This is a genomic window from Enterobacter cloacae complex sp. 402C9, assembly GCF_050030745.1.
GTDB classification, from domain to species: Bacteria; Pseudomonadota; Gammaproteobacteria; order Enterobacterales; family Enterobacteriaceae; genus Enterobacter; species Enterobacter intestinihominis.
Genome location: NZ_JBLGUW010000001.1, coordinates 3309578 through 3335178 on the forward strand (window position 1 = coordinate 3309578; position 25601 = coordinate 3335178).

The window sequence follows — 25601 nt, forward strand, 5'->3', positions numbered from 1 at the left end:
TTCCCCATACCTGTTCAACAGGTATGCTGGGTCGGTATCCCAATTTCATACAGTTAAGGACAGGCCATGAGTAAGATTTATGAAGACAACTCGCTGACTATCGGTCATACGCCCCTGGTTCGACTGAACCGTATCGGTAATGGACGCATTCTGGCGAAGGTGGAATCTCGTAACCCAAGCTTCAGCGTTAAATGCCGTATCGGTGCGAATATGATTTGGGATGCTGAAAAGCGTGGCGTGCTGAAACCTGGCGTTGAGCTGGTTGAACCCACCAGCGGCAATACCGGTATCGCCCTGGCCTATGTTGCGGCGGCGCGCGGCTATAAGCTGACGCTGACTATGCCTGAAACCATGAGCATTGAGCGCCGTAAGCTGCTGAAAGCGTTGGGTGCGAATCTGGTCCTCACGGAAGGCGCGAAAGGCATGAAGGGCGCGATTCAGAAGGCCGAAGAAATCGTCGCCAGCGATCCTGCAAAGTATCTGCTGCTCCAGCAGTTCAGCAACCCGGCCAACCCGGAAATTCATGAGAAAACCACCGGCCCGGAAATCTGGGAAGATACCGACGGTCAGGTTGATGTGTTTATCTCCGGCGTAGGCACCGGCGGTACGCTGACCGGGGTGTCTCGCTATATTAAAGGCACGAAAGGTAAAAAAGATCTGATTACCGTTGCCGTTGAGCCAACCGACTCGCCGGTTATCGCTCAGGCGCTGGCAGGCGAAGAGATCAAACCAGGTCCGCACAAAATCCAGGGTATCGGCGCTGGCTTTATTCCAGGCAACCTCGATCTGAAGCTGATCGATAAAGTGGTCGCCATCACCAATGAAGAAGCCATCTCCACGGCGCGTCGCCTGATGGACGAGGAAGGCATTCTGGCGGGTATCTCTTCCGGTGCGGCGGTTGCTGCAGCTCTCAAACTGCTGGAAGACGAAACCTTTACCAACAAGAATATTGTGGTTATCCTACCGTCTTCGGGTGAGCGTTACTTAAGCACAGCACTGTTTGCCGATCTGTTCACAGAGAAAGAACTGCAACAGTGATGCCAGTATGTTAAAAACGCGTAAAAAAGCACCTTTTCAGGTGCTTTTTTGTGGCCTGCTTCAAAGTTTTACCCCTCCTGGCATTGCTTCACCCCGTTGGGTCTGGTATTTAAACCAGCAATTATTTTGATGCGCGAAATTAATCGGTGGACGAAATAGCGCTGCTGAATCGATTTTATGATTTGGTTCAAGTCTTGCTTTCACTGCATAATGTTTAATGACGATTGAAACGTCAGCGCTAACTATACAGGCTAAAGTTAAGTCGCCAGGCTAGACTTTAGTTCCACAACACTAAACCTATAAGTTGGGGAAATACAATGTTCCAGCAAGAAGTTACCATTACCGCTCCGAACGGTCTGCACACCCGCCCTGCTGCTCAGTTTGTTAAAGAAGCGAAAGGCTTCACTTCTGAAATCACTGTGACTTCCAACGGCAAAAGCGCTAGCGCAAAAAGCCTGTTCAAGCTGCAAACTCTGGGTCTGACTCAGGGTACCGTTGTTACCATCTCCGCTGAAGGTGAAGACGAGCAGAAAGCAGTTGAGCATCTGGTTAAGCTGATGGCTGAACTCGAGTAAGTTTACCGGGTTCTTTTCAATATCAGTCACAAGTAAGGTAGGGTTATGATTTCAGGCATTTTAGCATCCCCGGGTATCGCTTTCGGCAAAGCATTGCTGCTGAAAGAAGACGAAATCGTCATTGACCGGAAAAAAATTTCTGCCGACAAGGTTGATCAGGAAGTTGAACGTTTTCTGAGCGGTCGTGCCAAGGCATCTGCGCAACTGGAAGCGATTAAAACTAAAGCTGGCGAAACTTTCGGTGAAGAAAAAGAAGCCATCTTCGAAGGGCACATTATGCTGCTCGAAGATGAGGAGCTGGAGCAGGAAATCATAGCCCTGATTAAAGATAAAGGCATGACGGCCGACGCGGCTGCGCATGAAGTTATCGAAGGTCAGGCAACTGCCCTGGAAGAACTGGACGATGAATACCTGAAAGAGCGTGCGGCTGACGTACGTGACATCGGTAAGCGCCTGCTGCGCAACATCCTGGGTCTGGCCATCATCGATCTGAGCGCGATTCAGGACGAAGTCATCCTGGTTGCCGCTGACCTGACCCCGTCTGAAACCGCACAGCTGAACCTGAACAAGGTGCTGGGTTTCATTACTGATGCAGGTGGACGTACCTCCCACACCTCTATCATGGCGCGTTCTCTGGAGCTGCCAGCCATCGTGGGTACCGGTAGCGTCACCTCGCAGGTGAAAAACGACGACTATCTGATTCTAGATGCCGTAAACAACGTGGTTTACGTCAACCCAACTAACGATGTGATCGAGCAGCTGCGTTCCGTTCAGGAGCAGGTTGCTACCGAGAAAGCGGAACTCGCTAAACTGAAAGATCTGCCAGCCATCACGCTGGACGGCCATCAGGTTGAAGTGTGCGCTAACATCGGTACCGTACGTGACGTTGACGGCGCTGAGCGCAACGGTGCGGAAGGTGTAGGTCTGTATCGTACTGAATTCCTGTTCATGGACCGCGACGCCCTGCCAACGGAAGAAGAGCAGTTTGCAGCGTACAAAGCGGTTGCGGAAGCGTGCGGCTCGCAGGCCGTTATCGTCCGCACCATGGATATCGGTGGCGACAAAGAGCTGCCGTACATGAACTTCCCGAAAGAAGAGAACCCGTTCCTGGGCTGGCGTGCCGTACGTATCGCCATGGATCGCAAAGAGATCCTGCGTGACCAGGTTCGCGCTATCCTGCGTGCATCCGCTTTCGGTAAGCTGCGCATCATGTTCCCGATGATCATCTCTGTTGAAGAAGTGCGTGCACTGAAGAAAGAGATTGAAATCTACAAGCAGGAACTGCGTGACGAAGGTAAAGCATTTGACGAGTCAATCGAGATCGGCGTGATGGTGGAAACACCCGCAGCCGCGACCATTGCACGTCATTTAGCCAAAGAAGTTGATTTCTTTAGTATCGGTACCAATGATTTAACGCAGTACACCCTGGCAGTTGACCGTGGTAATGATATGATTTCACATCTCTACCAGCCAATGTCGCCGTCTGTACTGAATTTGATCAAGCAAGTTATTGATGCTTCTCATGCAGAAGGTAAATGGACTGGCATGTGTGGTGAGCTTGCAGGCGACGAACGTGCTACACTTCTGTTGCTGGGTATGGGTCTGGACGAATTCTCTATGAGCGCCATTTCCATCCCGCGCATCAAGAAGATTATCCGTAACACGAACTTCGAAGATGCGAAGGTATTAGCAGAGCAGGCTCTTGCTCAACCGACAACGGACGAGTTAATGACGCTGGTTAACAAGTTCATTGAAGAAAAAACAATCTGCTAATCCACGAGATGCGGCCCAAATTACTGCTTAGGAGATAAGTCTAATGGGTTTATTTAGTAAACTGTTCGGTGACAAAAGCAATAGCGACTCCGGAACTATTGAGATTGTTGCTCCGCTCTCCGGCGAGATCGTCAATATCGAAGACGTGCCGGATGTAGTGTTTGCTGAGAAAATCGTTGGTGATGGCATTGCTATCAAACCAACTGGCAACAAAATGGTTGCTCCAGTTGACGGTACCATTGGTAAGATTTTTGAAACCAACCATGCGTTCTCTATCGAATCCGATAGCGGTATCGAACTGTTCGTTCACTTCGGTATCGACACCGTTGAACTGAAAGGCGAAGGCTTCAAACGTATCGCGGAAGAAGGCCAGCGTGTTAAAGTTGGCGACCCTGTAATTGAATTCGATCTGCCACTGCTGGAAGAAAAAGCGAAGTCTACCCTGACTCCGGTTGTTATCTCCAACATGGACGAAATCAAAGAGCTGATCAAACTGTCTGGCAGCGTTACCGTGGGTGAAACCCCGGTTATCCGCATCAAGAAGTAATTCTTGCCGCACGGTAAAATGGCGCCTTCGGGCGCCATTTTTGTTTATGCAGGCAGAATAAGCTCGTCGTAGCCTTTCGACTGCGTATAGATCATCACGTCAGTCACCCTGTCGCCCGCCATGCGAATGGCGTCGGCCACGGTTTTACCGCCGACGATACCGCTCACCAGCTCCGAACAGAACAGATCCCCCGTCCCTTTCAGATCCGTCTCAACGCGCGGGTGTGCGCTTACGGTAACGCCCTCCTCGCTCACCAGCACGACGTGGATATTTTGCGGATCGTCAGCCACTGGCGCGCTGGTGATCGCCACCCATTTAAGCGTGTCAGACAGCAGCCCCTGCGCGGCGGCAATGGCGCTCTCCGGCGTACGGCACGGTTTGCCGCTCAGCACTTCCAGCTCAAACACGTTGGGCGTAATGCCCTGGGCCAGCGGGAGCAGGTGCTCACGGTAGGCTTCAGGAATATCCGGCTTCACGTACATCCCGCTGTCGATGTCTCCGATTACCGGGTCGACCAGCACCAGCAGATCGGGATGTTGAACTTTGATCGCCTTCAGCCACTGCGCCAGCAGCACGATCTGGCTGGCGCTGCCCATATAGCCGGTAGTGACCGCTTTTAGCTCGCGCAGGATCTCGCGCTCTTCCAGCGCCTTCAAGTAGCCGCTGAACCACTCGTCCGGGATCACTCCGCCGTAGAAGGTGTCGTAGTGAGGCGTATTGCTGAACAGCACCGTAGGCACGGCGGTAACGTTCAGTCGATGGGTGCGAATATTTGGCACCGCGATGCTGTTTCCCACACTGCCGTACACCACCTGCGACTGAACGGCGACAATATCGGTTTGCTGCGCCCGGGTGTTATCCCGGAATAAAATCATCTCCATGACGCTTAAATCCCCGCCCCCTGCGAATAACTCTCTTCACCAAAGACGCCGGTCGACAGGTAGCGATCGCCGCGATCGCAAATAATCGCTACCACTACTGCACCCGGGTTTGCCTTAGCCACCCGAATCGCCCCCGCTACCGCGCCACCCGAACTGACGCCGCAGAAGATGCCTTCACGCACGGCCAGCTCACGCATGGTATTTTCCGCCTCGCGCTGATGAATATCCAGCACCTGGTCCACAAGCTGCGCATTAAAGATGCCCGGCATATACTCCGCGGGCCAGCGGCGAATGCCCGGAATACTGCTTCCCTCTTCCGGCTGGAGGCCGACAATCGTCACCGGCTGCTCCTGCTCGCGCAGAAAACGTGACACACCGGTGATCGTGCCCGTGGTCCCCATGCTGGAGACAAAGTGGGTGATGCGCCCGCCGGTTTGCTGCCAGATTTCCGGGCCGGTGGAGGAGTAGTGCGCGTACGGGTTGTCCGGGTTATTAAACTGGTCGAGCAGCTTGCCTTCCCCGCGCTCCGCCATCGCTAACGCTAAATCTCGCGCCCCTTCCATCCCCTGCTCTTTGCTCACCAGAATCAGCTCGGCCCCGTAGGCACGCATGGCGGCACGGCGCTCCTGGCTCATGTTATCCGGCATCAGCAGCTTCATACGATAGCCTTTCAGGGCGGCTATCATCGCCAGTGCGATACCGGTGTTACCGCTGGTGGCTTCGATCAGCACATCGCCGGGCTTTATCTCGCCGCGCTTTTCGGCCTGAACAATCATCGACAGCGCCGCCCGGTCTTTCACCGACCCCGCCGGGTTATTGCCTTCAAGTTTGACCCAGATTTCGCTGCCGTTGTCACACCCCATGCGCTGAAGTTTGACCAGAGGGGTGTTGCCGATGGTGTGTTCGAGTGTATTCACGTTTTTTACTCAATAAAAAGCCCGGTAAGCATCACGCCACCGGGCGAAAAACATACTCAATAACCTATCAGGCTGACTCCGCCAGAGCAATATCCTCGCGCGTCTCGATGCGCTCGTTCCCGTGATAAATGCGCGCGTGTTGCAGCCCCACAAACAGGCGTTCCCCCCGGTGCGGCGGCTCGTCGTCACGCATAACTACGGTTAGCGGCTCGGTGTACCAGCCCAGGGGCTGTACCACTAATTGGGTGTAGTGGCCTTTAGGGCTAGCTTCCAGCACCTGCACCGGAAGCGGTGAATCCAGGCTGGTACGGCGGCTGACGTCCACTTCCCACGGACGCAGGAACAGATCCACCGGCCCCTGATGCGCGGAGGTATACCCCAGCGGCCAGCGGTGCGCGCCAACGTGGAACTGACCGCCGCGAATGGTGCCCTGAAGGCGGTTTACTTCTCCCATAAACTCCAGCACAAAGCGGGTCGCCGGTTCACGCCAGAGCTGCTCTGGCTCGTCAACCTGCTCAATGTTGCCCTGACTCATTACCACCACGCGGTCGGCCACTTCCATCGCCTCTTCCTGATCGTGGGTCACGAAAACGCTGGTGAACTGGAGTTCCTCATGCAGCTGACGCAGCCAACGGCGCAGCTCTTTTCGCACCTGCGCATCCAGCGCGCCAAACGGTTCGTCCAGTAGCAGGATTTGCGGTTCAACGGCTAACGCACGCGCCAGCGCCACGCGCTGTTTCTGACCGCCAGAAAGCTGTGCCGGGAAGCGGTCCGCCAGATGAGCCAGCTGCACCATCTCCAGCAGTTTGGTCACTTTCGCTTTGATGGCGGCCGCATTCGGACGCTCACGACGCGGCAGTACGGTCAGACCAAACGCGATGTTGTCGAATACCTTCATGTGGCGGAACAGGGCGTAGTGCTGGAATACAAAACCCACTTTACGGTCGCGGGCATGCAAACGGCTTACGTCCGTACCGTGGAAGCGGATATGTCCGCTGGTCTGGTGCTCAAGCCCGGCGATAATACGCAGCAGCGTGGTTTTACCGGAGCCAGACGGCCCCAGCAGCGCCACCATTTGTCCGGAAGGGATATCCAGCGAGATATCATTCAGCACCTGGGTGCGACCAAAAGACTTCTTAATATTGGCAATCTCAATGCTCATGATTTCCCTCCTGATGCTGACGTTTTTCCTGATTCTCTAAACGCCACTGCACCACACTCTTCAAAAACAGGGTCAAAATCGCCATCAGCGTCAGCAACGCTGCGGCAGTAAAGGAACCGACGGTGTTGTAGTCCTGTTCCAGTAATTCAATCTGTAACGGCAGCGACAGGGTTTCGCCGCGAATCGAGCCGGATACTACCGACACCGCGCCAAACTCACCGATCGCACGGGCGTTGGTCAGCACCACGCCGTAAAGCAGTGCCCAGCGGATATTCGGCAGCGTGACGCGGCGGAACATCTGCCAGCCGGAAGCGCCGAGCAGCACCGCGGCTTCATCTTCATGGCTGCCCTGGCTGAGCATCACCGGCACCAGCTCGCGTACCACGAACGGACAGGTGACAAAGACGGTCACCAGCACCATCCCCGGCCAGGCGAACATGATCTGCAGGTCGTGTTCATCCAGCCAGCCTCCCAGCGGGCCATTGGAACCGTAGAAGAGCAGATAAACCAGACCCGCCACCACCGGTGACACCGCAAACGGGATATCCAGCAGGGTCAGCAGCAGCTGACGCCCCGGGAAGTTAAAGCGCGTTACCAGCCAGGCCAGCAATACGCCAAACACCAGATTCACCGGGACGGTGATCAGGGCAATCATGACCGTCAGCCAGATGGCGTGGAGCATGTCCGGATCGGCCAGGTTTTGCAGCGCGGGCATAATCCCTTTGCTGAAGGCCTGAACGAAGATGTACACCATCGGCACGACGAGAATGAATGCGGAGACCAGCACGCCGGTACCAATCAGAAACCATTTGCCCCAGTTGATGCGGGGCGCGTCATAGCGCTTCAATTGCGTAACTTCCGCCATCAGTGACCTACCACACGTCGACCAAAGCGACTTTGCAGAGTGTTAATCGAGAACAGCAGTAGCAGCGACGCGGCAAGGATCACCGAGGCAATCGCACTCGCGGCCGGATAATCAAACTCCTGCAAACGGACAAAAATCATCAGCGAGGTTACTTCGGTTTTCCACGCGATGTTCCCGGCGATAAAAATGACCGCGCCAAACTCACCGAGGCTGCGGGTAAAGGAGAGCGCGATACCCGCCAGCAACGCCGGAGAGAGTTCCGGCAGTACGACCTTGCGAAAACTCTGCCAGCGCGTGGCGCCGAGCGTTTCCGCGGCCTCTTCGTATTCGGGTCCTAACTCTTCCAGCACCGGCTGCACGGTGCGTACCACAAACGGGATGCTGGTAAAGGCCATGGCCACCGCGATACCGAGCCAGGTATAGGTCACTTTGATATCAAACTTCGCCAGCCACTCACCGTAAAACCCGTTCACGGAGAAGAGCGACGCCAGCGTCAAACCGGCAACCGCCGTCGGCAGGGCAAACGGCAGATCCATCAGCGCGTCGAGCAGGGTGCGGCCCGGGAAGCGATAGCGAGTTAAGATCCACGCCATCAGCAGGCCAAACACGCCGTTAAAAATCGAGGCCACGAACGCAGACAGCAGGGTGACCTTGTAGGCCGCCACCACCTGCGGGTTAGTAATCACTTCCCAGTACTGGGACCAGCTCATCTCAGCGAGCTGCATCACCAGCGCGCTGAGCGGTAATAACAAAATCAGACAGACGAACAGCAGGCTGGTCCCGAGGCTTAAGGTAAAGCCCGGCAGCACACGTCTGGAGGACACTGCAAACATTACTTACGCCCCGCTGCCAGCAGTTTGTCCAACTCACCGCCGCTGACAAAATGCGTTTTCATGACCTCAGGCCAGGCGCCAAAATGATCTTCCACGCGGAACAGCTCGGTCTGCGGGAATTTGTCTTTCAGCTTGCTCATCACGTCCGGGTTGTTGACACGGTAGTAGTAGTCGGTGATAACGGTTTGCGCCTGCGGGCTGTACAGATAGTTCAGGTAGGCTTTCGCCGCCTTTTCTGTGCCGTTAGCCTTAACGTTTTTATCCACCCACGCCACCGGGAACTCGGCCAGAATGTTCGTTTTCGGGATAACCACTTCGAAGCCCTGCGCTTCGTACTGTTTACGAATATTGTTCACTTCGGATTCAAAGCTGATCAGCACGTCGCCCAGCCCGCGCTCGGCGAAGGTGGTGGTTGCGCCACGACCGCCGGTATCAAACACCTCGACGTTTTTCAGGAACTGGGTCATAAACTGTTCGGTTTTCGCTTTATCGTTACCGTCAGCTTTGTCCGCCGCGCCCCACGCCGCCAGATAGGTGTAACGTGCGTTGCCGGAGGTTTTCGGATTCGGGAAGATCAGCTTTACGTCTGAACGCACCAGGTCGTTCCAGTCGTGGATGTTCTTCGGGTTGCCCTTGCGCACCAGGAAGCCCATGGTGGAGTAAAATGGCGAACTGTTGTTCGGCAGGCGGCTTTGCCAGTTCGCCGGGATCAGTTTGCCTTTGTCGTGCAGGATCTGCACGTCCGTGACCTGGTTGTAGGTCACCACGTCCGCTTTCAGCCCCTGCAAAATGGCCAGCGCCTGCTTAGATGAGCCAGCGTGCGACTGCTTGATGGTCAGCTTGTCGCCGTTGTTCTCTTTCGCCCACTGCTGTTCAAATGCGGGATTAAGGGCGGCAAACAGCTCGCGCGAAACATCATAAGAACTGTTCAGCAACTCGGTTGCCTGCGCCTGCGCCACCAGCAGTAAACCTGCCAGTGCCAGCGATCCTTTTTTCAGTACAGTAACGGCCATTGCGCACCCTTATAAATGTGATGACTATCTAATAGTCATAATATTTATAACGGAGTCTAAAGGAGTAACGGTTTTATATACCGTTTGGTGATTTAGAAGCAGAAAAGGGAATAAGAGGTGCGGGAGATATTGCCGGGTGGCGCTCACGCTTACCCGGCCTACGAATAGAGAGCGATTTACAACGCCAGCAGGCGCTCAACGGACGGCGCAAAGTAGTAGCCGCCGGTCACCGGGCGGGTGAAGCGCAGCATGGCGTCACGCTTACCGTCGGTATCGCCAAACATGCTCAGCAGCTGCTGTTCGATGTTGTAGAGGCGTGCGCAGTAAGCGCAGAAGTACAGGCCGTGCGTACCGCTCGCGGTGCCGTACGGCAGGCTCTGGCGAACAATCTTCAGCCCCTTACCGTCTTCTTTAAGGTCAACGCGGGACAGGTGGGAAGTGACCGGACGCGCATCGCCGTCAATCTCTTCATTGGCATCTTTGGTACGGCCAATCATCATCTCCTGGTCATGCACGCTCATGCGGTTAAGCTGCCTGAGGTTATGCTCCCAGCGCTGGACGAACACATAGCTGCCGCCCGCGTCCACGCCATCCTTGATTACAGCCACCTCGCGACGCGTCTCTTCCCCGGCCGGGTTTTCGGTGCCGTCGACGAAGCCGCTCAAATCGCGCTCTTCCACCCAGCGGAAACCGTGGATCTCTTCCTGCACGTCGATACTGTCACCAAAGGCCTCAATCGCAGCCTGAGCGACAGAAAAGTTCACGTCGTGACGCAGGGAGAGGATATGGATCAGAACGTCATACTGGGTGGCGGGCGCAAGACCTTTGCCATAAGGAATAAAGTCTTTCAGCTCTTCTGCGCCTTCGCCGCCGCTCAGATGACGCCAGACGGTGCTGCCAAAGGCGACCACCGCGCCCAGATGGGCTTCGGGGAATTTGGCCTGGAAGGTGGCCAGTTTATCAACGAAAACTTTGCTGGCCGCGCGCAGGGCATCCACGTCCCCTTTGACGTTGGCTTCAATCCAAATCGCCGCCCGGCAATGTTCTGGCAAAATGCCACTCTGAACCTGAGACATCGCTCCTCCTGAAAAAAAGATGCCACGACAGCGTGGCATTGATGGCGGCTATTATACCTGGATTTCAGCGAGGCGGCTTGCTCAGGCGCAAATTACTGCTTCCAGATAATTTTGCTCACTTTCCACTTTTTCAGGGTGTCGTCAGACGGCATTAACCCTTCCGGACCATTCCAGGTGCCGCTGAATACATAGCTAATGTGCTGGCTGCCGTCGGCCTTACACTCGACCGCCACGCTGTCATCCGACGGCACGCTGGCGCAGTGGCCAAACGCTTTCTGATAGAGTTCGCCAAACGGCGTACCTACCTTCACGCCACCTGAGGTCGGGATCTCTTCATCCATCACCGCAATGCGGTTGACCGTACCTTTATCGCCGTTGATGACCATCGCCACCTTGTCATCTTTCAACGCTTCGAAATAGCGCACGATGTTGCCGTTCTCGGTTTTCATGCCGCTGCGCAGGCGATAATCACTGCCGATGGCCTCCTGAATGGCATCCTGATCCAGCGCCGTCGAGGCGGTGATTTTGCCCACGCCCTGCTCGGTCACTTCCATTGAGGAGCCAAACCAGTTCCACGGATAGGCCGCAGACCAGTTGATGGATGAGAGCGTGGAACAGCCGGTTAACGCCAGCGGGAGAGCGCATAAAAGTAAACGCAGCGATTTCATTGAGACGTCCTTACGTAGTAAATCAACGCTTGTTGGAGTGCAGTATCGACAAAAAGTGCCGTTTTAATCTGGCTCTTGCGTAAAACAGGCGCGTAAACGGGGATTCGTGACCAGCCACAGCAGCGCGACAATATCCGCCACCACCAGTGCAATCCCGATACCCGAAAGCGGCTCGCCGTACAGCCAGAGCAAGGGTTGCCAGACCAGAAGCACAAACTGCGCCAGGATCAGCAGCCAGCGAAGCGCGCGCCAGAAGCGCGGAATGGCTTGCCGCCGTCCGCTGCACAGAAACGCCAGCACCGCCGGTACACCGGGCAGTAACCCCAGCCAGAACGCATCATGATCGGGATAAAAGAGATTCAGTAGCGTATCGCCCTGCCCGCGCGACGCGCCAGCCATCACGAACAGCACCCAGGTGCGGGCCTGCAACAGCAGAACGCACCAGAACAAAAAAGGCAGACGCAGACGACCGTGAACGTCGTAGTCGCCAGGGTGGAACTCAGTACTCTTCATCTTCGATCAGGCGCTTACCCAGCGTCAGTACATCCGCATGCTCGTAGCCCAGACGTTCATACATGCCCAGCACCACGTCGTTATCTTCCCGGACCATAATCTGGATTTTCGGGCAGCCACGGGCGATCAGTTTCTTTTCCAGACGGTTAAGCAGCGCGTTGGCGATGCCGCGCGCGCGGTATTCCGGGTGCACGCCCAGATAGTAGGCCGAGCCGCGGTGGCCGTCGTACCCGCCCATCACTGTCCCGACTACTTCGCCGTTGACCTCAGCGACCAGAAACAGACTGACGTCGTGATTCACCTTCCGTTCGATGTCCATCTCCGGATCGTTCCACGGACGCAGCAGATCGCAGCGCTCCCAAAGGGTGATCACCTCTTCGAAATCTTCCTGGCGAAAAACGCGTATCTCCATGGTATTAACCGCCTTTTCGGGTTTAAAAACAGTGATTATGGCGTGAACAGGGCGTTTAGCCAATAACCGGGGAAAAACTCGCCAAAATTTGGCATAATGTCACTTTGTCACGTATTGAAATGAAAAGTAAAACAATTCTCAATAAGGACTGTCGTAACGGGAAACACGATACGATATAACACCAGGACCCCAATTTTTACAATTCAGGCCGCATGAGCACATTCAAACCATTAAAAGCACTCACATCGCGTCGTCAGGTTCTCAAAGCGGGGCTGGCGGCCTTAACGTTAACGGGCATCGCAAAGCAGGCTCAGGCAAAAGAAGAGAGCACGCTTAAAACCAGTAACGGACACAGCAAGCCGAAAACCAAAAAAGCCGGCGCAAAGCGTCTGGTCATGCTCGATCCAGGCCACGGCGGGATCGACACCGGCGCCATTGGCCGAAACGGTTCGAAAGAAAAACACGTCGTGCTGGCAATTGCAAAAAATGTGCGCGCAATTTTACGCAGCAACGGCATTGACGCCCGCCTGACGCGCACGGGCGACACGTTTATCCCGCTGTACGATCGCGTGGAGATTGCCCACAAGCACGGCGCAGACCTGTTTATGTCCATTCACGCGGATGGCTTCACAAACCCTTCCGCCGCAGGCGCCTCGGTATTTGCGCTCTCCAACCGTGGCGCCAGTAGCGCCATGGCGAAATACCTCTCCGATCGCGAAAACCGGGCGGATGAAGTGGCCGGGAAAAAAGCCACCGACAAAGACCATCTGTTACAGCAGGTTCTGTTCGATCTCGTGCAGACCGATACCATCAAAAACAGCCTGACGCTCGGCTCGCATATCCTCAAACGGATTAAACCCGTGCACCGTCTGCACAGTAAAAGCACCGAGCAGGCCGCGTTTGTGGTGCTGAAGTCACCGTCTATTCCGTCCGTGCTGGTGGAAACCTCGTTCATTACCAACCCGGAAGAAGAGCGTTTACTCGGCACTAAGGCGTTTCGTCAGAAGATCGCGAACGCCATCGCCTCCGGGGTCATCAGTTATTTCAACTGGTTCGATAATCAAAAAGCGCACTCCAGGAAACGTTGATGAAACCGAATGCACAGCTGGTCAAAACTTTCCTGATGCAGCTCCAGGACGCGATTTGCCAGAAACTGACCGCCGCAGACGGCGGTGAATTCCATGAAGACACCTGGCAGCGCGAAGCGGGCGGCGGCGGGCGCAGCCGCGTGCTGCGTAACGGCGGTATTTTTGAACAGGCCGGGGTCAACTTCTCCCACGTCCACGGTGATGCAATGCCAGCGTCCGCCACGGCGCATCGGCCTGAACTGGCGGGCCGCAGCTTCGAGGCGATGGGCGTATCGCTGGTGGTGCATCCGCATAACCCGTTTGTGCCAACCAGCCACGCCAACGTGCGCTTTTTCATCGCGGAAAAACCGGGAGCCGATCCGGTCTGGTGGTTTGGCGGCGGTTTCGACTTAACGCCTTACTATGGCTTCGAAGAGGACGCCGTGCACTGGCACACCACCGCGCGCGACCTCTGCCTGCCGTTTGGCGAAGACGTTTACCCGAAATACAAAAAATGGTGCGATGACTATTTCTATCTGAAGCACCGCGACGAGCAGCGCGGCATCGGCGGTCTGTTCTTTGACGATCTCAACACGCCGGATTTTGATACCGCGTTCAGCTTTATGCGCGCGGTGGGTGAAGGCTTTACCGACGCCTATCTGCCGATTGTCGAACGCCGCAAAAACACCGACTACGGCGTTCGCGAGCGTGAGTTCCAGCTGTACCGCCGCGGGCGCTACGTGGAGTTTAATCTGGTATGGGATCGCGGGACGCTGTTTGGCCTGCAAACCGGCGGGCGCACGGAGTCCATTCTGATGTCGATGCCGCCGCTGGTGCGCTGGGAATACAGCTACGCGCCAAAAGAAGGCAGCCCGGAGGCTGCCTTGAGTGAGTTCCTTAAAGTACGCGACTGGATTTAACTGCCGGATGGCGCTGCGCTTATCCGGCCTACTCAATCCGTAGGTCGGGTAAGCAAACGCGCCCTTACAGCGGCTGCGTCTGCGCCTCAACCACCGCCAGTGCCACCATGTTGACGATACGACGCACGGAGGCAATCGGCGTTAACACATGTACCGGTTTTGACACCCCCATCAGTACCGGCCCGACGGTCACACCTTCAGAACTCGACACGCGCAGCAGGTTATAGCTAATACGCGCCGCTTCCACGTTCGGCATAATCAGCACGTTCGCCGAGCCTTTCAGCGGACTGTCCGGCATACGTTCATTACGAATACTCTCCACCAGCGCGGCGTCGCCGTGCATCTCGCCGTCGATCATCAGCTCCGGCGCGCGCGCTCGCACCAGGTCCAGCGTCTGGCGCATTTTGCACGCCGCCGCGGATTTGGATGACCCGAAGTTTGAGTGCGACAGCAGCGCCACTTTCGGCTCGATACCAAAGCGGCGCACGGTTTCCGCCGCCATCACGGTGATTTCCGCCAGTTCGTCCGGGGAGGGATCGTCGTTGACGTAGGTATCGGCGATAAAGGTGTTACCGCTTGGCAGCAGCAGCGCGTTCATTGCGCCGGCAGTATGGACGCCCTCGCGATAGCCGAAGATCTCCTGTACCACGCTGAAATGCTCATGGTACTCGCCGATGGTGCCGCAGATCAGCGCATCCGCCTCACCGCGATGAACCATGATCGCGCCGATCACCGTGGTGTTGCTGATCACCGCCCGCTGCGCCTGCTCCTGGGTGATCCCGCGACGCTTCATGATCGAATAGTATTCGTTCCAGTACTCTTTGAAGCGCGGATCGGATTCGTTGTTAACGATCTCAAAGTCCACGCCCGGCTTAATTTGCAGGCCGAGCTTCTGAATACGCATCTCGATCACGCTCGGACGACCAATCAGGATCGGTTTCGCCAGCCCTAAGGTGATCAGCTCCTGCGTGGCATGCAGCACGCGCGCCTCTTCCCCTTCCGCCAGCACCACGCGCTTCGCGTCGGCGCGCGCCTGGGAGAAGATCGGCTTCATAAACAGGTTGGTTTTGTAAACGAACTCGGTGAGTTTATCGACGTAGGCATCGAAATCTTCAATCGGCCGCGTCGCCACGCCGGAGTCCATCGCCGCTTTGGCCACCGCTGGCGCGATCTTCACGATCAGACGCGGGTCAAATGGTTTAGGGATGATGTAGTCGGGGCCGAAGCTCAGATCCTGATCGCCGTAGGCGGAGGCCACCACTTCGCTCTGCTCGGCGTGCGCCAGCTCTGCGATAGCATGAACGGCAGCCAGCTTCATCTCTTCGTTGATCGCCGTAGCGCCGACGTCCAGCGCCCCGCGGAAGATGAACGGGAAGCAGAGCACGTTGTTCACCTGGTTCGGGTAGTCCGAACGTCCGGTGCAGATGATAGCGTCTTCACGCACCGCCTTCGCCAGCGGCGGCAGAATTTCCGGCTCCGGGTTCGCCAGGGCCAGGATCATTGGCGCGCGCGCCATCTTCTGCACCATCTCCTGGGTCAGCACTTTCGGGCCTGAACAGCCGAGGAAAATGTCAGCACCGTCAATCACGTCTTCAAGCGTGCGCTTGCCGTCGTCTTCCACCGCATAGGCCGCCTTGGTTTCCGCCATGTTTGGCTCGCGGTCTTTGTAGATCACGCCCTTGGAGTCGCAGACCACAATATTGTGCTTCTGCATGCCCAGCGCCACCAGCAGGTTCATACAGGCGATGGCCGCGGCGCCTGCGCCGGAGACCACCATGCGCACGTCGGAGAGATTTTTCTCTACCACGCGCAGGCCGTTCAGAATGGCGGCGGTACTGATAATCGCCGTGCCGTGCTGGTCGTCATGGAACACGGGAATGTTCATACGCTCGCGCAGCTTCTGCTCGATATAGAAACATTCCGGCGCTTTGATGTCTTCCAGGTTGATGCCGCCGAAGGTCGGCTCCAGCGCCGCCACCACGTTGATGAATTTATCCGGATCCAGTTCGTCCACTTCGATATCGAAGACGTCGATACCGGCAAATTTCTTAAACAGAACGCCCTTCCCTTCCATCACCGGCTTACCAGCCAGCGCACCGATGTTCCCTAACCCCAGCACCGCCGTACCGTTAGAGATAACGGCCACCAGGTTGCCGCGCGCGGTGTATTTGTACGCTGCCAGCGGATCTTTTTCGATTTCCAGGCACGGAGCAGCCACGCCCGGCGAGTAGGCCAGCGCCAGATCGCGCTGGGTCGCCAGCGGTTTGGTCGGGGATACCTGGATTTTACCCGGAACAGGAAACTCGTGAAAATCGAGAGCGCTTTGTTTTAACTGATCATCCATCTTGTTATTCCTTTCACGTTTCGGTCAAAAAGGGTGATGTCGACGTTCCTATGCACACCCTGGTGTGCCGCATAGTATCGCCGCAGGCAGGCTCCTAAACTTTGAAGGCTGCCAAACTCTCACCATTGCAGAATAAAAATTGTTATCAATTTATAACAGCCATGTTACCCGTCTCAGAAAGCAATGCCTCCCCCGTCTGCTATGCTTTTTTGTTAAGTCCATCATGATTTTCTCAGAAGTGTGAACTAACGCACTCGACTAACTCTTTTATTTCCAAGGAGTAATTATGAACCAGCTAGACGGCATCAAACAATTTACCACCGTGGTTGCAGACAGCGGCGACATCGAGTCGATTCGTCACTACCAGCCGGAAGACGCGACCACCAATCCCTCTCTGCTGCTCAAGGCGGCCGGTCTTGCGCACTTTAGTCATCTGATTGATGACGCCCTTGCCTACGGCAAACAGCGCGGGAAAACGCAGGAACAGCAGGTCGCCGAAGCCAGCGACAAGCTGGCGGTCAATATCGGTGCGGAAATTCTTAAAAGCATACCGGGACGCGTCTCTACCGAAGTGGACGCCCGCCTCTCGTTCGACCAGGAAAAAAGCATTAACAAGGCCCGCCGCATAGTGGAACTCTACCAGGAGCAGGGGATCGATAAGTCACGCATTCTGATCAAGCTTGCGTCTACCTGGGAAGGCATCCGCGCGGCGGAAGTGCTGGAGAAAGAGGGGATCCACTGCAACCTGACGCTACTGTTCTCCTTCGCCCAGGCGCGTGCCTGCGCCGAAGCGGGCGTGTTCCTGATTTCACCGTTTGTCGGGCGTATCTACGACTGGTATCAGGCGAAACAGCCAATGGATCCGTACGTGGTGGAAGAAGATCCTGGCGTAAAATCGGTGCGTAATATCTACGATTATTACAAGCAGCATCGCTACGAGACCATCGTGATGGGAGCCAGCTTCCGCCGCACCGAGCAGATCCTGGCGCTCGCGGGCTGTGACCGTCTGACCATCTCTCCTGACCTGCTGAAAAAGCTTCAGGAGAGTGAAGAGACGGTGATCCGCAAGCTGGTACCGACCTCTACCGTTCTGCCCAAACCGAAACCCATGACCGAAGCGGAATTCCGCTGGGAGCACAATCAGGATCCAATGGCCGTGGAAAAACTGGCAGATGGCATCCGCCAGTTCGCCGTCGACCAGCGCAAACTCGAAGATCTTCTCGCCGCCAAACTTTAACCTTGCCACGGAGTGAACTATGTCCCGTAAAGAGCTCGCCAACGCCATTCGCGCCCTCAGCATGGATGCCGTACAAAAAGCCAATTCCGGCCACCCTGGCGCCCCCATGGGTATGGCTGATATTGCCGAAGTGCTGTGGAACGACTTCCTGAAGCACAACCCGACCGATCCGACCTGGTACGATCGCGACCGTTTTATTCTCTCCAACGGTCACGCCTCGATGCTGCTCTACAGCCTGCTGCACCTTTCCGGCTACGACCTGCCGCTTGAGGAGTTAAAAAACTTCCGCCAGCTGCACTCCAAAACGCCGGGCCACCCGGAGATCGGCTATACGCCGGGTGTTGAAACCACTACCGGCCCGCTGGGCCAGGGGCTGGCGAATGCCGTCGGCCTGGCGATTGCAGAGCGTACGCTGGCCGCGCAGTTCAACCAGCCCGACCACGAGATTGTCGATCACTACACCTATGTCTTTATGGGTGATGGCTGCCTGATGGAGGGGATCTCCCACGAGGTCTGCTCGCTGGCGGGCACCCTGGGGCTGGGCAAGCTGATTGGCTTCTACGATCACAACGGTATCTCCATTGACGGGGAAACCGAGGGCTGGTTTACCGACGACACGGCAAAACGCTTTGAAGCCTATCACTGGCACGTGGTGCACGAAATCGACGGTCACGATCCTGAGGCGGTGAAAAAAGCGATTCAGGAAGCGCAGAGCGTGAAGGACAAACCGTCCCTGATCGTCTGCCGCACCACCATCGGCTTCGGCTCGCCGAACAAAGCGGGTAAAGAAGAGGCGCACGGCGCGGCGCTGGGTGAAGAGGAAGTGGCGCTGACCCGCCAGAAACTGGGCTGGAAACACCCGGCCTTTGAGATCCCAAAAGAGATCTACAGGGCCTGGGATGCTCGCGAAACAGGTGAAAAAGCGCAGCAGGCCTGGAACGAGAAGTTTGCTGCCTACAAAAAAGCGTATCCGGAGCTGGCGGCCGAATTTAACCGCCGCATGAGCGGTGGCCTGCCGGAAGACTGGGAAGAGAAAACTCAGGCGCTGATTGAAAACCTGCAATCTAACCCGGCGAAAATTGCCACCCGTAAGGCGTCACAAAACACCCTGAACGCGATTGGCCCTGTCCTGCCCGAACTGCTGGGCGGCTCGGCGGATCTGGCGCCAAGTAACCTCACCATCTGGTCTGGCTCTAAATCCCTGAAGGAAGACATTGCCGGAAACTATATCCACTACGGCGTGCGCGAGTTCGGGATGACCGCCATTGCCAACGGTATCGCCCACCATGGCGGCTTCGTGCCGTACACCGCCACCTTCCTGATGTTTGTCGAATATGCCCGTAACGCGGCGCGTATGGCGGCCCTGATGAAGGCGCGGCAAATCATGGTGTATACCCACGACTCCATCGGACTGGGTGAAGATGGGCCGACGCACCAGGCGGTAGAGCAGCTGGCGAGCCTGCGCCTGACGCCAAACTTCAGTACCTGGCGTCCGTGCGATCAGGTTGAAGCGGCTGTGGGCTGGAAGCTGGCCGTAGAGCGCCATAACGGACCCACAGCGCTGATCCTGTCGCGCCAGAACCTGGCGCAGATTGAGCGCACGCCGGAGCAGGTGAAAAATATCGCCCGCGGCGGGTACATCCTGAAAGACAGCGGCGGTAAACCGGACGTGATCCTGATTGCCACCGGTTCAGAGGTGGAAATCACGGTAAAAGCGGCCGAGAAACTGACCGCCGAGGGTCACGCGGTGCGCGTGGTTTCCCTGCCTTCAACGGATATCTTTGATGCCCAGGATGAGGCATACCGCGAATCGGTGCTGCCTTCAAACGTCGCGGCGCGCGTGGCGGTTGAAGCTGGCATTGCCGACTACTGGTACAAATATGTGGGTCTGAAAGGGGCGATTGTCGGCATGAAGGGTTACGGTGAATCCGCCCCGGCCGATAAGCTGTTCCCGTACTTCGGCTTTACCGTTGAGAACGTGGTGGAGAAGGCGCTGAGCGTGCTGTAGTGCAGTCTTCGTGCCCGGTGGCGGCTAAGCCTTACCGGGCCTACAAATCGCTAAAACGTAGGCCCGGTAAGCGACAGAGCCCTACCTTGTGATCCACAGCGTGGGCCAGGCATCTGGCCCATTCCAGTTATCGCAGCTTGGCTCTTCCGCGTAGCGCACCAGGCGGAAGCGCTGGCCGTTAAAACGCCAGCGGGTCTGGATCCCACAGTCGCCAATCCCGCGTCCCAGTGCCAGCGTGGTCAGCTCGCGCGTTTTTTCATCGAAGCTGGCATTCATCAGCTCCATGTCGCTACTCTGGCTGGAAGGGGTAAACGGCAGGCGCAATCTCACGCTTCTGGCAGCAAACGGTTTTTTACGCGACACCAGCCACGCCAGATCGACGGTGTTGTACGCCCCCGCCTCACAGCTGATGATCATCAGCGCTTTGTCATCGGTCAACGCGGTCACGCGCACTTCACGCCGGTTCGGATCGAGGGAGCACTGGCTGTGGTTCATGCGCCAGGTACCGTAATCCAGCAGATCGTTAAGTTCGTTATGCGTCAGCGGCGTTGGCGTGGGGTTCACCACTGCCACCTTTTTTAATGCCGGCGCAGGCGGCACGCTCAGCGGTGGACTATCCCCTTTTTTAATCCATGCCGTTTCACTTCCGACGCGTTTTTGCTGGGCATCAATAAACAGCAGCGCCGCTTTCAGACCGGCCAGAGAGATCGTTTGCTTCCCCTCGCGCAGGGTCAGCGCCTGCCCTTCCTGAATGGTTTTCAGAAACGTGGTGATGGTGCCCGTATCGTCTGTTTTAAGATGCCAGGGGGTTAACTGCCAGTGTTGCGACGTGAGCTGAAGCGGCACATTGTCGAGCAGCAGGCGCGGGGCAATGTCAGGCTCTTTCACCGGAGGCGTCGAAAGACCGCCGAGATCGATGCGCAGGCTGGCGTCTGTTTTTGCCCCCGCACTGCGGCTCAGCGTCATGACCAGACCGCGATGCTCGCCGGTGTTGCGCGCTACGCAGAAATTCTGGTTATTGCAGGTCACCTGCCAGTCTGAAAAAGACTGCTGCGCAGGCGCAGCCCACACCAAAGGTGCGGGAAGCACGCAAATGAAGAAGAGAAAAATAACGCAGTAGCGCATGAACGGCACAGCCCCGGAAACGAATAGGTCAATCTGGGGCGTATCTTCGTGCCCTGGGCGGGCTGGCTCAATCGGATTTATCGGATAGATTTATCTGAAATACAACTTATCACGCTACCGACGCAGCATTCATCAAACCGCTGGTTTGCAGATACTGCAACAGGATCACCGCTTTACCGTCGCGGATCTCGCCGCTTTTCACCATGTCGACAGCCTGAGCGAAAGGCATTTCCAGCACTTCAATGTCTTCATCGTCCACGCCACCGCCCCGGTGCGTGCGCTGGGCATCGGTGTACTCCGCAATGAAGAAGTGAACCAGCTCGGTAACCCCGCCAGGGGACATAAACAGCTCAAAGACTTTCTGCACCGCCCCCACCTCAAAGCCCGTCTCTTCAATGGCTTCTTTGCGGATACACACTTCCGGCTCATCGTCGTCCAGCAGACCTGCACAGGTTTCAATCAGACGTCCGTCCGCGTTGCCATTGACCCATGTCGCGATGCGAAACTGGCGGATCAGCACCACGCTTTGCTTTTCACGGTTATACAGCAGAATGGTTGCACCATTGCCCCGGTCGTAGACTTCGCGTTTATGGCGAATGACGTCCCCGCTCTTACGGGTGAGATCGTAAGTGATGTTACGCAGGACAAAGTAATTTTCAGAAAGGATTTTGTCTTTAATAACGGTAATGTTCAGGGACATACGGGCTCCACGGCAAAATGAGTCTGTTTATACTACGCCGTGATGCCCGCTTTGTCGCCCGTCTGCGTTAATGCATATTGCGCGGCGGCACGCCAAGCCAGTCCATGATCCCCTGCGCGGCATGGCGCCCTTCCGCCATCGCGGTGACCACCAGATCCGCACCACGTACCGCATCACCGCCAGCAAAAATCTGCGGATTCGAGGTCTGGTAGCGATAACGGCTCTCCACGGAGGCCCTGATGCGCCCCCAGTCGTCGGTGTCGACGCCCTGCGCCTGAAGCCACGGCATGGCGTGCGGATTAAACCCAAACGCCATGATCACCGCATCCGCTGGCATGACAAACTCACTGCCCGCCACCGGGACAGGACGACGCCGCCCCTGCGCATCCGGCTCGCCCAGACGGGTGCGCAGCATCCGGATACCCTTGACCTTCCCGTCGTCATCCAGCGTGATCTCAACCGGCTGGACATTAAATTCAAACGCCGCGCCCTCTTCTTTCGCGTTTTTAACCTCTTTCTTTGAGCCCGGCATGTTGGCCTCGTCCCGCCGATAGGCGCAGGTTACTTTCGCCGCGCCATGTCGCAGCGCGGTGCGCACGCAGTCCATCGCCGTATCGCCCCCGCCCAGCACCACCACGTTTAACCCCTGCGTGTCAATAAACGGCTCGTCTGCGGCAGGATCAAGGCCCATCACGTTCCGCGTATTTGCCACTAAAAACGGCAGCGCGTCGTACACACCCGGCGCGTCTTCATGAGGGATACCTGCTTTCATGGAACGATAGGTCCCTACGCCGATGAACAGGGCATCGTAGTCGTTTTGCAGTTGGGCCATCGACACGTCTTTTCCCACCTCGCAGTTCAGCTCGAAGCGGATACCCATCGCGCTGAATATCTCTCTGCGCCGCGCTAACAGGGATTTATCCAGCTTGAAGGCCGGAATACCAAAGGTCAGTAATCCGCCGATTTCTGGATGGCGATCGTAGACCGTCACACCGATGCCGCTGCGCACCAGTACGTCGGCACAGGCCAGCCCTGCCGGACCGGCACCAATGATGGCGACGCGCTTACCGACCGGTGTAACGTGGCTGACGTCCGGCGTCCAGCCCATCGCCAGCGCCCGATCCGAGATATATCGTTCGATATTACCGATGGTTACCGCCCCTGACGCATCCCGCAGGGTGCAGGCGCCTTCACATAATCGATCCTGTGGACAGACGCGGCCGGTAATTTCCGGTAAACAGTTAGTCTGGTGAGAAAGCTCAGCCGCACCGATGATATCCCCCGCCCTGATCCGCTCAATCCACTGCGGAATATGGTTATGCAGCGGGCAGGTCCACTCGCAAATGCTGTGGTCGCCACATTTCAGGCACCGGGATGCTTCGCGCTGCGCCTGTTCCGGGCGAAACGGCAAGTAGATCTCGTTAAAATGGCCGGCGCGCGCGTCGGGGCTGAGCTTATCCGGCTCACCGCGCGCCGGGGTGTTTTGCATCTGTTGCCGTTTGGTTTGCGGAGGGGCTGATTGAACCGCCTCGCTGTGCCACGGCAGCGCGTCCAGCCTTGCGCTGCGCTGTCGGCGCTGTTTAACCAGCTTATCCAGCACGGCTGGGGTGGCGAGCGTAAGCACCTCCGCCGGGCAGTTTTCAACGCAGGCCGGGCCTTGCGGCCTTTCCAGGCAGAGGTCGCATTTGTGCGCCGAGGCCTTTACGCTGTCGTTTTCAAGCGGGGTGATCAGCATGTCCATCGTGCCAAACGGGCAGGCCACCACGCAGGCTTTACAGCCAATGCATTTTTGTTGATTGACCTGTACGCTGTCGCTGTGTTGCGTGATGGCTCCGTTCGGGCAGCTTTGCGCGCAGGGCGCATTTTCACAGTGGTGGCAGGTCACTGGGCTTTTTCGCAAGCCAGAGGTAAGGACCGTAATGCGGGGATGAAAATGGCGCTCGCTCAGCGCGTGCTGCTCCCCGTTGTGCGCCATCACACAGGCAACTTCGCAGGCGCGACAACCGATACACTGTTGAGCGTTGGCCATAATAAAACGATTCATAACAACACCTGTTTTTGGTTCAATAACCTTATTCTTTATATTGTTATCGTATTTACCCACAGTGGCATGGCGACGCAATGTTCAAATGCCCAGGAAGGCGAACTATTTCCAGTGAACCTGTGGCAGATCAATTTAATTCAGGAAGCTGATGAGTGACCGTTAAACGCCCCGTATCGGGAAGCCTGGCTCGGGCTTTCTTTTCGATGATTGTCTTGTCCGTTCTGATCAGCGCCATTGCGCTGGTTACACTCGCCAGCAGCCAGCGCGACGCCGAGGCGATTAACATCGCCGGATCGCTGCGCATGCAGAGCTACCGCCTGGGCTACGAAATGCAGCGCGCCAGCCCGTCACTGGCAGAGCACCGCGCGGTCTGGCAGAAAACGCTGAGCGCGCCTGCGTTGCAGAAGCTCAACCGCTGGTATGTGCCAGAGGACGTCAAACAGCGTTACCAGCGGTTGCAGCTTGGCTGGCAGGAGATGGACACGCGTATCGCCAGCGGCGATACCGGGTGGTATCAGAGCCACATAGAGGATTTCGTGGGCCGGATAGATGCCTTTGTGCTGGCGCTACAGCACTACACCGAACATAAGATACAGCTGGTGATTTTCATGTCGCTGACGGGCGGCCTGGGCATCCTGCTGCTGGCGGTGATGACCCTGCGGCGCATCCGCCGTCAGGTTGTGCTGCCGCTGAATAATCTGGTGGCAGCGAGCGAGCGTATCGAACAGGGGCAGTTCGATACCCCCGCGCCGGATATTATGCTTCCCAACGAGCTGGGCCAGCTTTCCCGCGCCTTCAACCATATGTCGGCGGAATTACACACCCTGTACCGTTCCCTGGAGCACTCCGTTGCCGAAAAAACCCGCCACCTGAATGAAGCGCATCAGCAGCTTGAAATGCTGTTCAAATGCTCACAGGCGTTGAATACCGGGCAGATAGACAGCCACTGCTTCCGGCATATTTTGCAAATTGTGCATGACTATACGCAGATGAATTACCTGCAATTGCGCACCAGTGACGACTGGCAGCTTTACGAAGGACAGGAGTCCCCGGGTGAGAAAATGCACAATTTACCGGTATTAATGCAGGACACCCTGTACGGCGAACTGCGCTGGCAAAGCGCGACCGGGGATGTTCCGCTGCCGCTCATGGAAAGCGTGGCGACGATGCTGGGCCGGGGGCTCTATTTCAATCAGGCGCAAAAACATTATCAGCAGTTGCTGCTGATGGAAGAGCGCGCCACCATCGCGCGCGAGTTGCATGATTCGCTGGCGCAGGTGCTCTCCTATTTGCGTATTCAGCTTACGCTGCTGAAGCATGCCGTGCCGGGCGACAATGCCCCGGCGCAGACCATCATTACGGACTTCTCCCGCGAGCTGAATAACGCCTGGCATCAGCTACGCGAGCTGCTCACCACCTTCCGCCTGACGCTCAACCACGCCAATCTTCCTGCCGCGCTACAGGAGTCTCTCGACGGTTTGCAAAGCCAGACCAGCGCGAAGCTGGTGCTCGACTGCCGTCTCTCATCGCTTGCGCTGGACGCGCAAAAACAGGTGCACCTCTTACAGATTGTGCGTGAGGCAGTGCTGAATGCGATTAAACATGCCGACGCCAGAGAGATTGTGGTCAGCTGCGTCACCACCGCGGACGGTACTCACACGGTCACGATCCGTGACAACGGTATTGGTATCGGCGACGCCAGTGAACCGCCGGGGCATTACGGGCTGAATATCATGCGCGAACGCGCGGGACGGCTCGGCGGAACATTACACTTTTCTCAGCCGCCACAGGGCGGTACACAGGTCAGCGTGACGTTCCGGACACCTGCGGCGCAGGCTGAAAAATAGCGAGAAAGAAGGCGCGCTGAAAAAAGCGCATGATAA

The 25601-nt window shown here is 56.7% G+C and carries 23 protein-coding genes; 9 read left to right on the forward strand and 14 right to left on the reverse strand.

Annotated features, from left to right (window positions below):
* Positions 1-66 precede the first annotated feature (66 nt).
* The 4 genes from cysK (at position 67) to crr (ending at position 3933) form a co-directional block, all read left to right on the forward strand.
* Positions 67-1038, forward strand: a complete 972-nt coding sequence (gene cysK / locus ACQG1K_RS15810) for a cysteine synthase A (protein ID WP_006811453.1) — start codon at positions 67-69, stop codon at positions 1036-1038.
* A 317-nt stretch (positions 1039-1355) separates the two neighbouring features.
* Positions 1356-1613 (forward strand): phosphocarrier protein Hpr, encoded by a 258-nt coding sequence (ptsH, locus tag ACQG1K_RS15815; RefSeq protein ID WP_000487600.1) that lies wholly within the window; start codon positions 1356-1358, stop codon positions 1611-1613.
* 45 nt (positions 1614-1658) lie between these two features.
* On the forward strand, positions 1659-3386 hold the full coding sequence (ptsI, locus tag ACQG1K_RS15820) for a phosphoenolpyruvate-protein phosphotransferase PtsI (RefSeq protein ID WP_022648945.1): 1728 nt from the start codon (positions 1659-1661) through the stop codon (positions 3384-3386).
* A 43-nt stretch (positions 3387-3429) separates the two neighbouring features.
* Positions 3430-3933 (forward strand): PTS glucose transporter subunit IIA, encoded by a 504-nt coding sequence (crr, locus tag ACQG1K_RS15825; protein ID WP_022648946.1) that lies wholly within the window; start codon positions 3430-3432, stop codon positions 3931-3933.
* A 44-nt stretch (positions 3934-3977) separates the two neighbouring features.
* Here the strand turns inward: crr and pdxK are convergent, their stop codons facing one another.
* From pdxK to ACQG1K_RS15875, 10 genes are all read right to left on the reverse strand, one after another.
* The gene (gene pdxK / locus ACQG1K_RS15830) at positions 3978-4814 is read right to left on the reverse strand and encodes a pyridoxine/pyridoxal/pyridoxamine kinase (RefSeq protein ID WP_022648947.1); all 837 of its coding nucleotides are present in this window, start codon (positions 4812-4814) and stop codon (positions 3978-3980) included.
* Positions 4815-4819: 5 nt separating this feature from the next.
* Complete coding sequence (gene cysM / locus ACQG1K_RS15835) at positions 4820-5731, reverse strand: cysteine synthase CysM (protein WP_367075082.1); 912 nt, start codon at positions 5729-5731, stop codon at positions 4820-4822.
* A gap of 67 nt (positions 5732-5798) precedes the next feature.
* On the reverse strand, positions 5799-6893 hold the full coding sequence (cysA, locus tag ACQG1K_RS15840; protein WP_367075084.1) for a sulfate/thiosulfate ABC transporter ATP-binding protein CysA: 1095 nt from the start codon (positions 6891-6893) through the stop codon (positions 5799-5801).
* Positions 6883-7758, reverse strand: coding sequence for a sulfate/thiosulfate ABC transporter permease CysW (gene cysW / locus ACQG1K_RS15845; RefSeq protein ID WP_003861305.1), 876 nt, complete (start codon positions 7756-7758; stop codon positions 6883-6885). Before cysW ends, cysA begins: the two co-directional genes overlap by 11 nt.
* On the reverse strand, positions 7758-8591 hold the full coding sequence (gene cysT / locus ACQG1K_RS15850) for a sulfate/thiosulfate ABC transporter permease CysT (RefSeq protein ID WP_022648951.1): 834 nt from the start codon (positions 8589-8591) through the stop codon (positions 7758-7760). The genes cysW and cysT overlap by 1 nt, the downstream gene beginning before the upstream one ends.
* Positions 8591-9604 (reverse strand): sulfate ABC transporter substrate-binding protein, encoded by a 1014-nt coding sequence (locus ACQG1K_RS15855; RefSeq protein ID WP_022648952.1) that lies wholly within the window; start codon positions 9602-9604, stop codon positions 8591-8593. The genes cysT and ACQG1K_RS15855 overlap by 1 nt, the downstream gene beginning before the upstream one ends.
* Before the next feature lie 176 nt (positions 9605-9780).
* Positions 9781-10680 (reverse strand): Dyp-type peroxidase, encoded by a 900-nt coding sequence (locus ACQG1K_RS15860; RefSeq protein WP_022648953.1) that lies wholly within the window; start codon positions 10678-10680, stop codon positions 9781-9783.
* Positions 10681-10772: 92 nt separating this feature from the next.
* Positions 10773-11348: an RpoE-regulated lipoprotein gene (locus ACQG1K_RS15865; RefSeq protein WP_058677701.1), complete on the reverse strand. Its 576-nt coding sequence runs from the start codon at positions 11346-11348 to the stop codon at positions 10773-10775.
* 63 nt (positions 11349-11411) lie between these two features.
* Positions 11412-11861, reverse strand: coding sequence for a DUF2919 domain-containing protein (locus tag ACQG1K_RS15870; protein ID WP_023306669.1), 450 nt, complete (start codon positions 11859-11861; stop codon positions 11412-11414).
* Positions 11848-12273, reverse strand: coding sequence for a GNAT family acetyltransferase (locus tag ACQG1K_RS15875; protein ID WP_003861292.1), 426 nt, complete (start codon positions 12271-12273; stop codon positions 11848-11850). The genes ACQG1K_RS15870 and ACQG1K_RS15875 overlap by 14 nt, the downstream gene beginning before the upstream one ends.
* Positions 12274-12485: 212 nt before the next feature.
* Between ACQG1K_RS15875 and amiA the strand changes: the two genes are divergently transcribed.
* Complete coding sequence (gene amiA, locus ACQG1K_RS15880; protein WP_023314619.1) at positions 12486-13361, forward strand: N-acetylmuramoyl-L-alanine amidase AmiA; 876 nt, start codon at positions 12486-12488, stop codon at positions 13359-13361.
* Entirely contained in the window at positions 13361-14260 is a 900-nt protein-coding gene (gene hemF, locus ACQG1K_RS15885) for an oxygen-dependent coproporphyrinogen oxidase (RefSeq protein WP_367075089.1), read from the forward strand. The genes amiA and hemF overlap by 1 nt, the downstream gene beginning before the upstream one ends.
* A 64-nt stretch (positions 14261-14324) precedes the next feature.
* Here the strand turns inward: hemF and maeB are convergent, their stop codons facing one another.
* A complete protein-coding gene (gene maeB, locus ACQG1K_RS15890) occupies positions 14325-16604 on the reverse strand; it encodes an NADP-dependent oxaloacetate-decarboxylating malate dehydrogenase (RefSeq protein WP_022648958.1) in 2280 nt (759 codons plus the stop codon).
* Between the two features lie 286 nt (positions 16605-16890).
* On the opposite strand from maeB, the gene tal reads away from it, so the two are divergent.
* Entirely contained in the window at positions 16891-17841 is a 951-nt protein-coding gene (gene tal, locus ACQG1K_RS15895; protein ID WP_022648959.1) for a transaldolase, read from the forward strand.
* Between the two features lie 19 nt (positions 17842-17860).
* The gene (tkt, locus tag ACQG1K_RS15900) at positions 17861-19849 is read left to right on the forward strand and encodes a transketolase (protein ID WP_022648960.1); all 1989 of its coding nucleotides are present in this window, start codon (positions 17861-17863) and stop codon (positions 19847-19849) included.
* A gap of 81 nt (positions 19850-19930) precedes the next feature.
* Here tkt and ACQG1K_RS15905 read toward each other — a convergent pair whose 3' ends face one another.
* From ACQG1K_RS15905 to aegA, 3 genes are all read right to left on the reverse strand, one after another.
* Positions 19931-20974, reverse strand: a complete 1044-nt coding sequence (locus tag ACQG1K_RS15905; RefSeq protein WP_154051476.1) for a DUF1176 domain-containing protein — start codon at positions 20972-20974, stop codon at positions 19931-19933.
* Positions 20975-21083: 109 nt separating this feature from the next.
* Positions 21084-21674, reverse strand: coding sequence for a GDP-mannose pyrophosphatase NudK (nudK, locus tag ACQG1K_RS15910; RefSeq protein WP_022648962.1), 591 nt, complete (start codon positions 21672-21674; stop codon positions 21084-21086).
* Positions 21675-21741: 67 nt separating this feature from the next.
* A complete protein-coding gene (aegA, locus tag ACQG1K_RS15915) occupies positions 21742-23718 on the reverse strand; it encodes a formate-dependent uric acid utilization protein AegA (protein ID WP_163347441.1) in 1977 nt (658 codons plus the stop codon).
* 152 nt (positions 23719-23870) lie between these two features.
* Between aegA and narQ the strand changes: the two genes are divergently transcribed.
* Positions 23871-25565: a nitrate/nitrite two-component system sensor histidine kinase NarQ gene (narQ, locus tag ACQG1K_RS15920; protein WP_023300669.1), complete on the forward strand. Its 1695-nt coding sequence runs from the start codon at positions 23871-23873 to the stop codon at positions 25563-25565.
* Positions 25566-25601 lie beyond the last annotated feature (36 nt).

Excerpts from the sequence above, each read along its gene's own strand:
- cysK (WP_006811453.1), top strand. The coding sequence starts at position 67 with ATGAGTAAGATTTATGAAGACAACTCGCTGACTATCGGTCATACGCCC.
- ptsH (WP_000487600.1), top strand. The coding sequence starts at position 1,356 with ATGTTCCAGCAAGAAGTTACCATTACCGCTCCGAACGGTCTGCACACC.
- ptsI (WP_022648945.1), top strand. The coding sequence starts at position 1,659 with ATGATTTCAGGCATTTTAGCATCCCCGGGTATCGCTTTCGGCAAAGCA.
- crr (WP_022648946.1), top strand. The coding sequence starts at position 3,430 with ATGGGTTTATTTAGTAAACTGTTCGGTGACAAAAGCAATAGCGACTCC.
- pdxK (WP_022648947.1), bottom strand. The coding sequence starts at position 4,814 with ATGGAGATGATTTTATTCCGGGATAACACCCGGGCGCAGCAAACCGAT.
- cysA (WP_367075084.1), bottom strand. The coding sequence starts at position 6,893 with ATGAGCATTGAGATTGCCAATATTAAGAAGTCTTTTGGTCGCACCCAG.
- cysW (WP_003861305.1), bottom strand. The coding sequence starts at position 7,758 with ATGGCGGAAGTTACGCAATTGAAGCGCTATGACGCGCCCCGCATCAAC.
- cysT (WP_022648951.1), bottom strand. The coding sequence starts at position 8,591 with ATGTTTGCAGTGTCCTCCAGACGTGTGCTGCCGGGCTTTACCTTAAGC.
- ACQG1K_RS15855 (WP_022648952.1), bottom strand. The coding sequence starts at position 9,604 with ATGGCCGTTACTGTACTGAAAAAAGGATCGCTGGCACTGGCAGGTTTA.
- ACQG1K_RS15860 (WP_022648953.1), bottom strand. The coding sequence starts at position 10,680 with ATGTCTCAGGTTCAGAGTGGCATTTTGCCAGAACATTGCCGGGCGGCG.
- ACQG1K_RS15865 (WP_058677701.1), bottom strand. The coding sequence starts at position 11,348 with ATGAAATCGCTGCGTTTACTTTTATGCGCTCTCCCGCTGGCGTTAACC.
- ACQG1K_RS15870 (WP_023306669.1), bottom strand. The coding sequence starts at position 11,861 with ATGAAGAGTACTGAGTTCCACCCTGGCGACTACGACGTTCACGGTCGT.
- ACQG1K_RS15875 (WP_003861292.1), bottom strand. The coding sequence starts at position 12,273 with ATGGAGATACGCGTTTTTCGCCAGGAAGATTTCGAAGAGGTGATCACC.
- amiA (WP_023314619.1), top strand. The coding sequence starts at position 12,486 with ATGAGCACATTCAAACCATTAAAAGCACTCACATCGCGTCGTCAGGTT.
- hemF (WP_367075089.1), top strand. The coding sequence starts at position 13,361 with ATGAAACCGAATGCACAGCTGGTCAAAACTTTCCTGATGCAGCTCCAG.
- maeB (WP_022648958.1), bottom strand. The coding sequence starts at position 16,604 with ATGGATGATCAGTTAAAACAAAGCGCTCTCGATTTTCACGAGTTTCCT.
- tal (WP_022648959.1), top strand. The coding sequence starts at position 16,891 with ATGAACCAGCTAGACGGCATCAAACAATTTACCACCGTGGTTGCAGAC.
- tkt (WP_022648960.1), top strand. The coding sequence starts at position 17,861 with ATGTCCCGTAAAGAGCTCGCCAACGCCATTCGCGCCCTCAGCATGGAT.
- ACQG1K_RS15905 (WP_154051476.1), bottom strand. The coding sequence starts at position 20,974 with ATGCGCTACTGCGTTATTTTTCTCTTCTTCATTTGCGTGCTTCCCGCA.
- nudK (WP_022648962.1), bottom strand. The coding sequence starts at position 21,674 with ATGTCCCTGAACATTACCGTTATTAAAGACAAAATCCTTTCTGAAAAT.
- aegA (WP_163347441.1), bottom strand. The coding sequence starts at position 23,718 with ATGAATCGTTTTATTATGGCCAACGCTCAACAGTGTATCGGTTGTCGC.